General features: G+C 67.7%; 8 protein-coding genes and 2 pseudogenes. 2 read left to right on the top strand and 8 right to left on the bottom strand.

What is annotated here, in order from left to right; genetic code table 11:
• The 3 genes from fliF to QZ755_RS11310 all read right to left on the bottom strand — a co-directional run.
• Positions 1 to 745 (bottom strand): flagellar basal-body MS-ring/collar protein FliF (fliF, locus tag QZ755_RS11320; protein ID WP_294322859.1); only part of this gene is annotated, 745 nt, incomplete at its 3' end.
• A 1-nt stretch (position 746) separates the two neighbouring features.
• Positions 747 to 1,112: a flagellar hook-basal body complex protein FliE gene (gene fliE, locus QZ755_RS11315; RefSeq protein WP_294322857.1), complete on the bottom strand. Its 366-nt coding sequence runs from the start codon at positions 1,110 to 1,112 to the stop codon at positions 747 to 749.
• Positions 1,109 to 2,398 (bottom strand): sigma 54-interacting transcriptional regulator, encoded by a 1,290-nt coding sequence (locus tag QZ755_RS11310; RefSeq protein ID WP_294322865.1) that lies wholly within the window; start codon positions 2,396 to 2,398, stop codon positions 1,109 to 1,111. Before QZ755_RS11310 ends, fliE begins: the two co-directional genes overlap by 4 nt.
• 245 nt (positions 2,399 to 2,643) lie before the next feature.
• Between QZ755_RS11310 and QZ755_RS11305 the strand changes: the two are divergent.
• A pseudogene (locus tag QZ755_RS11305) lies at positions 2,644 to 3,342 on the top strand (flagellin hook IN motif-containing protein); the annotation flags it as partial.
• Positions 3,343 to 4,341: 999 nt separating this feature from the next.
• Positions 4,342 to 4,635: pseudogene (locus tag QZ755_RS11300) on the top strand (flagellin); the annotation flags it as partial.
• Between the two features lie 567 nt (positions 4,636 to 5,202).
• Here the strand turns inward: QZ755_RS11300 and fliA are convergent.
• From fliA to flgM, 5 genes are all read right to left on the bottom strand, one after another.
• Positions 5,203 to 5,949, bottom strand: a complete 747-nt coding sequence (gene fliA, locus QZ755_RS11295) for an RNA polymerase sigma factor FliA (protein WP_294322855.1) — start codon at positions 5,947 to 5,949, stop codon at positions 5,203 to 5,205.
• Complete coding sequence (gene flhA / locus QZ755_RS11290; RefSeq protein WP_294322863.1) at positions 5,946 to 8,042, bottom strand: flagellar biosynthesis protein FlhA; 2,097 nt, start codon at positions 8,040 to 8,042, stop codon at positions 5,946 to 5,948. The genes fliA and flhA overlap by 4 nt, the downstream gene beginning before the upstream one ends.
• Positions 8,042 to 8,953, bottom strand: coding sequence for a lytic transglycosylase domain-containing protein (locus QZ755_RS11285; protein ID WP_294322853.1), 912 nt, complete (start codon positions 8,951 to 8,953; stop codon positions 8,042 to 8,044). The genes flhA and QZ755_RS11285 overlap by 1 nt, the downstream gene beginning before the upstream one ends.
• Before the next feature lie 79 nt (positions 8,954 to 9,032).
• Positions 9,033 to 9,371 (bottom strand): hypothetical protein, encoded by a 339-nt coding sequence (locus QZ755_RS11280; RefSeq protein WP_055758441.1) that lies wholly within the window; start codon positions 9,369 to 9,371, stop codon positions 9,033 to 9,035.
• Positions 9,358 to 9,666, bottom strand: coding sequence for a flagellar biosynthesis anti-sigma factor FlgM (gene flgM, locus QZ755_RS11275; RefSeq protein WP_294322849.1), 309 nt, complete (start codon positions 9,664 to 9,666; stop codon positions 9,358 to 9,360). Before flgM ends, QZ755_RS11280 begins: the two co-directional genes overlap by 14 nt.
• Positions 9,667 to 9,718: the final 52 nt, after the last annotated feature.

The following is a 9,718-nucleotide window of genomic DNA, read 5'->3' as shown; positions in this document are numbered from 1 at the left end:
CGTCGGAGAGCGTCGAGCCTTCGCTGCCGTCGGTCGGCTTGCTCAGCAGCGCGCCCATCTGGTCGATGATCGTCACCTGATCGGCCTTCATCCCCGGCACCGAGGAGGCGACGAGGTTGACGATCGAACGGACCTGCGCCTGGGTGAGGCTGCGACCGGGTTCGAGGCGGACGATGACCGAGGCGGAGGGCTGCGCATTGTCGCGCACAAACACCGAGCTTTCGGGCATCGCCAGGTGGACGCGCGCGTCGGCGACCGACTCGATCTCGCCGATCGACTTGGCCAGTTCGGTCTCGCGCGCCTGGCGCAGCCGCTCGCCCTCGACGGCGCGGCTGACGCCCATCGGCAGCTGGTCGAGGATTGCGTACCCGCCCGGCGCCGCCTTGGGCAGGCCCTGGCCCGCCAGCAGGATGCGCGCACGGTGGTAATCGTCCTCGGCGACGGTGATCCCGCCCGAATCGTCGACATGGCTGGTGATCTTGGCCGCGCCCAGCGCGTCGACGACCGCCTGCTTGTCGCTGTCGGGCAGCTGCGGGAACAACACGCGCTGCGGCGGGGTGGCCAGCGCCATCCACGCCAGCGCCGCCGACAGGACCAGGGCGACGATGAGGATCATCGGCAGGCTGCGCTTGACGGCGGGATTCTTCATGATCCCGCCGATCTGGGTCAGCGGGTTGGCGAAGCCGGAGGCGGCCGGTGCGGGGGCGGCGGGAACGCCGCCGGTGGTGGCGAGTGCGTTTTCCATATTACACCGGCATACTCATGATGTCCTTGTAGGCGGACAGGAGTTTGTTGCGGACCTGCATCGTGGCTTCGAAGCCGACCGATGCCTGCTGGCGCGCCATCATCACCTTGGCGATGTCCACGGTTTCGCCGCGTTCATACATCGCCGACAGTTCGCTCGCCTTGTTCTGCTGCGCGTTCACGCCCTTCAGCGCGTCGCCCATCGCATCGGCGAAGCTGGTCGGCTTGGCCGGTTCGGCCTGTACCGGGGCGGTCGCGACCTGCGCATTCGCCTTGGACAGCGCCTGGTTGCGTTCGAGGATCTGCGCACGCAGCTGCATCACCCGGTCGACGCCCATCGCGCCGCCGACACCACCGACGCCGCTCATGCCGACGCCGCCATCGACTGCGGTGCAGGCGCCGCCAGCAGCTCGCCGGCCTCACGCGCCTTGGCGAGGCGATAGCGCAGCGTACGCTCCGAAATGCCCAGCCGCCGGGCGGTTTCGATCCGGTTGCCGCCGCATTCCTCCAGCGTGCGGCGGATCGCCGCGAATTCGTGGATCTGGACGATGTTGGTCAGCGTCGCCGCCACCGGCTCGACCGCGCGCGGTGCGCTGATCGCGGTCGCGGCGGGAACGCTCGCCCGGTCGAACACGATGTCCTGCGCCTCGATCCTGTCGCCCATGCCCAGCAGCAGCGCGCGCTGGATCACATTTTCCAGCTCGCGGGCATTGCCCGGCCAGTCGTGGCGGCTGAGCATCGCCAGCGCCTCGTCCGAAATCCACGGCAGTTGCCCACGCATCCCGGCATGGCGCACGACCATTGCGGCGGCAAGCGCGGCGACATCGCCCGGCCGATCGGCCAGCGCGCGGGTGCTGAGCGGAAAGACGCTCAGCCGGTAATAGAGGTCGGCGCGGAAGCGGCCGGCGGCGACTTCGTCCTGCAGGTCGCGATTGGCGCAGGCGACGACGCGGACGTCGACCGCCTCGGCCTGGGTCGCGCCGATCGGCACGACTTCGCGTTCCTGCAGCACACGCAGCAGCTTCGCCTGCAGCGGCAGCGGCATCTCCGCGATTTCGTCGAGCAGCAGCGTGCCGCCATGCGCTGCGCGAAAGAACCCTTCGCCCGCCGCGCCTGCGCCGGTGAACGCGCCCTTCACATGGCCGAACAGCATCGCTTCCAGCATGGTTTCGGGGAGTGCCGCGCAGTTGATCGCGATGAACGGGCCGTCGGCGCGGGCGCTTTCGGCGTGGATGGTGCGGGCCAGCACTTCCTTGCCGGTGCCGGTCGGGCCGTTGACCAGCACGGTGATGTCGGCGGCGGCGACGCGGCGGGCCAGCGCCTGCAAGGCCAGGCTTTCCGGGTCGGCGGCAACCGCCTCGTGCCGGCCGCACAGCAGCGCCGCGGCAAAGGCATGGGCCAGTTCGGTATCGGCATGGGAATAGGACAGGCGGGCCGGGCGGCCACCCTCGAACGGCGTCACCGATGCCGGGCCGTCGGCCAGCACCAGCGTGCGCGCGGCGATCGGCGGCACTTCGCCTTCCATCACCAGGAACACGTCACCGGCACCCGGCTTCTGCCCCGCATTGGCGAGGGCAAAGCCCTGCGCGCGCAGCGACGACACCAGCGTGAACTTCGACGCGAGGACGGCAGCGGATGGATAGATCGAGCGCATGGTCTTGGACATTCCCCCTGAACGGCACCCTTTTGCCGGCAAATGGTTAACGCCCGGTAAAATGACCCCCGATTCGGCTCTGTATTCCGCGCACGCTCTCACGCGCGCGCGAGGGCCACGGATAACCCGAACTTTTTTCCTTAACTCGGTCCGATGCGTGCCGTTTCTCCGGGCAGCAGCTTCGATCCCGATCGCTTCAAGGGGGGGACGCGGGGCGCTGGAAGTCAGACTGGAGGACACACCCAATGACCGTTATCGGATCCAACATCGGATCGCTCCGCGCAGCCAACGCCTCGTCCGCCGCCAACGACGCGCTGAAGGCGTCGATGGAGCGCCTGTCGACCGGCAAGCGTATCAACTCGGCCAAGGACGACGCCGCCGGCCTCGCCATCGCCAGCCGCATGACCAGCCAGATCAAGACGATGGCCGTCGCCGCGCGCAACGCCAATGACGGTATCTCGATGGCGCAGACCGCCGAAGGCGCGCTGGGCGAAGTCACCAACATGCTGCAGCGCATGAAGGAACTCGCCGGCCAGGCCGCGAACGGCACGCTGGGTTCGTCGGAACGCAAGGCGCTCCAGTCGGAAGTCGGTCAGCTGACCGCGCAGATCAACGACATCGCGACCAAGACCAACTTCAACGGCATCAACCTGCTCGATGGCACGGTGAAGGCCGTGACGCTGCAGACCGGTTCGCAGGCCGGCCAGACCACGTCGGTCAGCCTCACCAGCACCTCGGCCACCGCGCTGGGCCTGAACGGCTACCGCGTCGAAGGTCAGGCGACCACCGGCCGCATCAACACCGCGACCGCTGCCGTCGGCGACATCCAGTTCAACGGCAAGAACGCGCTGGGCAGCGCCCTGACGGGTGCCGCGAACACCGGTGCGGAAGAAGCCGCCGCCGCGATCAACGCCAACACCGGTCAGACCGGCGTGTCGGCCAAGGCATATAACACTCTGTCGGGCGGTCCGATCTCGGCCGGCGGCATCACCGCCACCGGCAGCCTGACCATCAAGGTCGGTGCGGGCACCGCCGTCGACATCACCGGCGCCAATGGCCAGGAACTGGTCGACAAGATCAACCGCGACGTCGGCGGCATCAGCGCGCAGCTCGACAGCGAAGGCAAGATCGTCCTGTCGAACGACACCGGCAAGACCATCACCATCGGTGGTTCGGCATCGGGCAAGGCGGGCTTTACCGCTGGCGATTACGGCGGCTTCGTCGCGCTGCAGAGCTCGACCGGCGAAGCGATCGACATCAAGCGCGCCGCCGGCGGTTCCGCCGCTGCCCTGACCGCGCTCGGTCTGAACGAAACCACCGCCAATGAAGGCGTGAAGGGTTCGGCCGTCGGTGCGACCGCACTCGCCGTCACCGACGACGTGAAGATCAACGGCGTCGCCGTCGGTGCCTCGAACGACGCATCGGCCGCATCGAAGGCCGCCGCGATCAACGCCGTCAGCGACAAGTCGGGTGTCACCGCGACCGCCACGACGAAGGCGACCGTGTCGCTCGACTCGTCGAAGATCGCCGCTGCCAACACGCTGGTCATCAACGGATCGACCGTGACGCTCAGCGATGCCGACGGCACGACCGGCATGTCGATGTCGGACGTGGTGAAGAACATCAACGATGCGGGCATCAGCGGCCTGGTCGCGTCGAGCGACGACAAGGGCAACCTGATCCTCACCTCGTCGACCGGCAACGACATCACGCTGAAGGACGGCACCGGCGGTACCTCGGCGGGCATGGTCATCGGCATGAAGGGCGATGACGGCGGTGCCTCGACCGGCGCGATCGCCACCGGCCTGACGCTGCGCGGTCGTGTCGAGCTGAAGTCGGACACCGGTGCGGAAATCCGTGTCGAAGGTGCGACCGCCTCGCTCGCCAAGGTCGGCATCTCGGCACAGGGCGGTTCGGCCGATACGGTCGGCGGCGCGCTGAACGTCTCGACCCAGGCGAATGCCGCCGTCGCGATGAACGCCATCGACAAGGCGCTCGACAAGGTGTCGTCGATCCGCGGCGACCTCGGTGCGGTGCAGAACCGCCTGCAGGTTACCGTCAACAACCTGACGACCACCTCGTCGAACCTGCAGGAAGCGCGCAGCCGCATCGAAGACACCGACTTCTCGGCGGAATCGACGGCGCTCGCCAAGGCGCAGATTCTCGGCCAGGCGTCGACCGCGATGCTCGCCCAGGCGAACCAGTCGCAGCAGGGCGTGCTGAAGCTGCTCGGCTAATCCCGGCTCCGCCGCCGCCGTTCCCCCTTGAAGAAGGCGGCGGCGGCGGAACTCCCGGCAACGGGACCAACCCCCGGCGACCCTGTGCGGTCACCGGGGGTTTCGGCGTTCCGAGCCTCCAGGACAGACTCTATATATAGGGCGCACCCCCGCTCCTCCCCGCTGCGCGGGGGGAGTGGGACCATGCGCAGCATGGTGGAGGGGGGGCTGCCGCAGACGCCACGCCGCCTTATCGCCGTCCCGTACCCCGGCGAAGGCCGGGGTCCAGCTACGGAACAGTCGATAGGGTTTCGCTGCCATCCCCCAACTGGACCCCGGCCTGCGCCGGGGTACGCCGGGGTGGGGTAGGGCGACCGCAACTTTCCTACAACCGCCCGCCCACGCTACGATCCGCAACCCGCTCTTTCCCATCGCCGAACCCCTCCGCCCGACGCACCGCCACACCGCCACACCGCCACACCGTCTGCGCAAACCGCGCACGAGTGTGAACTTTGTGAACTTTGGACGCAAAAACGGGGCCGGACCAACCGTCCGACCCCGCCCAAGCGTTTGATAATAGGAAAAAACCTACCCGGTCGCCCGCGCCAGCGCCTTTTTCAGCTTCTCATGCGCCGCCTTCTTGATCTGGCAGATGCGCGCCGCGCCGACGCCCAGCACCTGCCCGATTTCCTCGAGGTTCAGTTCCTCGACATAATAAAGCTGGATCACCTGCGCCTCGCGCTCGGGCAGCGCGGCGATCGCGGCGATCAGCGTGGTCCGCAACTCGCCTTCGGCCAGCGCCTCGAACGCATCGGGACCGTCGTCCATGAACCACGGCGCCTCGTCGGTATATACGTCGTCGATCGAATCGAACTGGACCGACTGGACATCGGCATAGTCGACGCGCAACCGCCCCAGCGGCACGCCCAGCCGGTCGGCGATCTCGGCCGGCACCGGCGTGCGGCCCAGCTCGACGCTCAGGGCCGACACCGCCTTTGCATAGTCGCGCCGCCGCTTCATCGCCCCCCGGCTGATCGTCGCCTGTCGCCTGAGTTCGTCGATCATCGCCCCGCGCAGCCGCGTGCTGAGATATTGTTCGAAGGTGACCGTGCCGCGGTCCTCGAACATCGGCACCGCCTCGACCAGTGCGACCAGGCCGACCTGCACCAGGTCCTCGACATCGACCATCGTACTCATATGGCCATGGACGTGCCACGCGATGCGGCGGACCAGCGGCAGGTGGCGGCGGACGATCGCGTCGCCGTCGCTGGGTTTGGTGTGCCGGGTATAGACCGGCACGCTCAGCTCGGGCTGGGGGAAGAAGGGGGCGTTCATGCTGCGATGGCCTCCGGGGCGCCGATGACGGCGACGACTTCGACTGCCTTGTCCTCGGGAACTTCGAAGAAGCTCATGACCGGGGTGTCGGGCAGGCAGGTTTTGACGAGCTTGCGGATCGCGACCCGGATCGACGGCTGCACGACCAGCGCGAACGGCTTGGCCTCGGCCATCAGCGGCTGCGCGGCATGGGTCAGGGCGTCGATGATGCGTCGGCCGAGGTCCGGCTCGATCGCATGGCGGCGCGACGGATCGTTGCGCATCGCCTGGCCCAGCAGTGCCTCCAGCTGCCCTTCGAGGGTCATCACGCGCAGCGGCTCGCGCACCCCGCACAGCTTCTGGATGATGAGCGCGCCCAGTTCCGGCCGGATCAGCTCGACGATCTCGTCGGCATCCTGCGTCCGCTGCGCGACCACGACGATCGCGGCGGCGATGCGGCGGAACTCCTTGAGCGTGATATTCTCGGCCAGCAGCGCGCGCAGCACCTGCGTCAGCGTGGTGAGCGACAGCGGGGCGGGGCACAGCGCCGCGACCAAGTTGGCGGCACGGTCCTTGAGGCCATCTAGCAGCGACTGCACCTCGTCCGGACCCAGCAGTTCGGTCGCATTGACGGTCAGCACATGGTTCAGGTGGGTGGCGATGACGGTCCCGGCATCGACCACCAGATAGCCCGCACCCGTCGCGGCATCAGAATCGCCTGGCTGGATCCATACGGCGTCGAGGCCGAAGGTCGGGTCCTTGGCGGTCTTGCCGTTCAGCATCCCGACCGCCTGGCCGGTGTCAAGCGCCAGCATCTCGGTCGCCGACGCCATGTCCTCGCCGACGACCACGCCGCCGATCGAGATGCGATAGGTATAGGGCGCGAGGTTGATGTCGTCGCGCACTTTCACCTGCGGCACGACGAAGCCCAGTTCCTTGGACAGCTGGCGGCGGACCCCGGTGATCCGGCTCATCAGCGGCGCACCCTTGCGCTCGTCGACCAGCGGCACGAGGCCATAGCCGATGTCGAGCATGATGTGGCAGGTGTCGGCCACTTCTTCCCAGCCGATCTTCGACAGGTCGGCCGCTTCGGGCAGCGCTTCGACCGGCGGCGGGGGCGGAGGCGCGCTCTTCTGCCTGGCGAGCTTCCACGATGCGAAGCCGGCGATGCCGGCGGCGGGCGCCAGCACGAGGAACGGCATTCCCGGCAGCATCGCCAGCAGCCCCAGGATACCGGCAACCGGCGCCCAGGTGCGGTGCGACGCGAACTGGGTGCCGATCTGCCCGGCAAGGTCCTGTTGCGAGGTCGAGGTGACGCGGGTGACGATGGCGGCGGCGGCGATTGACAGCAGCAGCGAGGGCACCTGCGCGACCAGTGCGTCGCCGATGGCGAGCAGGACATAGGTCTGCGCGGCTTGCCCCACCGCCATCTGGTGGCTGACGACGCCCAGGATCAGGCCGCCGACGATATTGATCGCCAGGATCAGCAGGCCGGCGACCGCATCGCCCTTCACGAACTTCGACGAACCGTCCATCGCGCCGTAGAAATCGGCTTCGGCGCCGGTCTCGATCCGCTTGGTGCGGGCTTCGTCGGGGGTGATGAGGCCGGCGTTCAGGTCGGCGTCGATCGCCATCTGCTTGCCGGGCAGGGCGTCGAGGGTGAAGCGCGCCGATACTTCGGACACGCGGCCGGCGCCCTTGGTCACCACGATCATGTTGATGATGATGAGGATCGAGAAGACGAAGAGACCGACGACATAGTCGCCGCCGATCAGGAAGGTGCCGAACGCCTCGATGACATGGCCCGCCGCCGCTTCGCCTTCATGGCCGTGGACCAGCACGACGCGGGTCGAGGCGACGTTCAGGCCGAGGCGGAACAGCGTCGCGAACAGCAGCACGGTCGGAAAGGCGGAGAAGTCGAGCGGCTTCTGCGCATTCAATGCGACCATCAACACCGCGATCGAGATCATGATGTTCATGACGAAGAAGATGTCGAGCATGAACGCCGGGATCGGCACGACCATCAGCAGCACGAGCAGCAGGATCGCGGCGGGCAACGCCGACCCGCGCATCGCGGGCAGCAGGCTCTTGGGATTGCTCAGGATCGCCTGCATCATGCGTTCCCCAGATTGGCGAGGATCGAATAGGCGAGCCGCGCCGATTCAGGGGTCGGGCGATAGAGCGAGGCCATCTGTGCCGGGTTCGCCGCCGTGTCGCCGCCGCGGCTGCGCACGACGTTCAGATTGGCGAGGGTGGTGGTCAGCCAAGCCGCGTCGCCGCCCTGCGCCTCGTTGCCCATGATGACGTCGCCGTCGAAGCCGTTCATCATCACCGCCGGCTGCATCCGGTTGACCGGGAAGCCGCCGTCCAGCGCACCGGCCATGTCGATCCCGTCGCCGCCGCCGGCCTTGGCACCGCGGTCCAGCTTGGTCGCCATCTTGTCGTAGATTTCGGCGAGCGAGCGCGGCTGGCCGCCGGCGCCGTAAAAGATCGATCGGTTCGCGCGGGCGGCGGCGGGGAACATGCCTGCCGCCGACCGGTCCGGGTTGCTCTGCATCGTGGTCAGGAAATGCCGCGCACCGCCCAGCCCCAGAAAATGCGCCATATACAGGTCGGTACCGGTGGCGGAGCGGCCGAGCGCGTTTTCCAGCGCTGACTTGTTGTCGGCGGCATGTTCAGCGGCCATCAGCGACGATGCCTGCGGGTCGTTGCGCAGCTGCAGGATCGCCCGTCGGGTGGCCGGATCGGCGACATAATAGCGGCCGTTGCTCCCCTGGCGGATGCTGTCGGCGGCCCAGCCCATGCCGTGTTCGGCACCATGCGCCTTCACCACGCCCAGCCAGCTCTGCTCGACGAACTGGTAGAGGCCGGTCGCAGAGGACGTACCGGCGCGCGCGTTGGTCTGCAGGCCGCTTTCGACCTGTGCCTGGCCCAGCAGGTAATTGAAATCGACACCGGTCCTGGCGCTCGCCTTCGCGATCGCGCTGTGGACATAGGATCGGGATTCTACCGGAACGACACTCATCGGGCTTTGCTCTGCTTCCCCTGTTCAGGAGGGAGTACAGCAAGCGGCGTGCCAGTTCGGGATCGGTCGCGGTCGCGCGTTAGCGATATGCCGCAGCCGCCATGCGCTGCGGGGAGGCGGCAATGCCTGGCCGGTATGCCGGCAATCCGCCGCCGGCCAGCTGGTCGATCCGCCGGCGGACATTGGCCGCCATCAGGTTGACGTAGATGCGCGCGGTTTCGTTCAGCCGCTGTGCCTCGCGCGCCAGCGTTTCCAGTTCGGCGTCGAGCGGCAGGTCGTCATTGGCGGCGACCGCCTCGATCCCCTTGAGCTTCATCGCCGTCGCGGTTTCCAGCGCGGTCACGTCGTTGGTCTGCAACGCCGCGATCTCGGCGTGCAGGCTGTCGATGATCTGGATCAGCGCATCACGCCGGTTCATTGCTGTTCCAATCGAGTTTCAGGGCGATGAGCCGGTCGGCGATGGTGGCGGGGGACAGGGGGAAGCGTCCTTCGGAAATCGCCTTGCGGATCGTCGCGACGCGGTCGGTATCGACCGGCGGCGACGACGCCATCGCCTGTGCGGTGGTACCGCCCGACAACAGGGCCACCCCGCTTTTGGGTGCGCCCGCGTCCTGCGGAGCCTGTGCCGTTTCGGCGCGTGGTTGCCCCTCGGTCCGCGCGACACCGCGCCTACCGATCGACGTAACCAGCCTTGATCCGACAGATTCCACCATGTCCCCGTCCTTTGCGAACTGCTGACAAGTGGAGAAACGGCGGCATGGGCGA

This window comes from uncultured Sphingomonas sp. (assembly GCF_913776855.1).
In the GTDB taxonomy this organism is placed as follows: Bacteria; Pseudomonadota; Alphaproteobacteria; order Sphingomonadales; family Sphingomonadaceae; genus Sphingomonas.
Note: the sequence above shows the minus strand (reverse complement) of the source record. Positions and strands in the feature narration are given on the sequence as shown.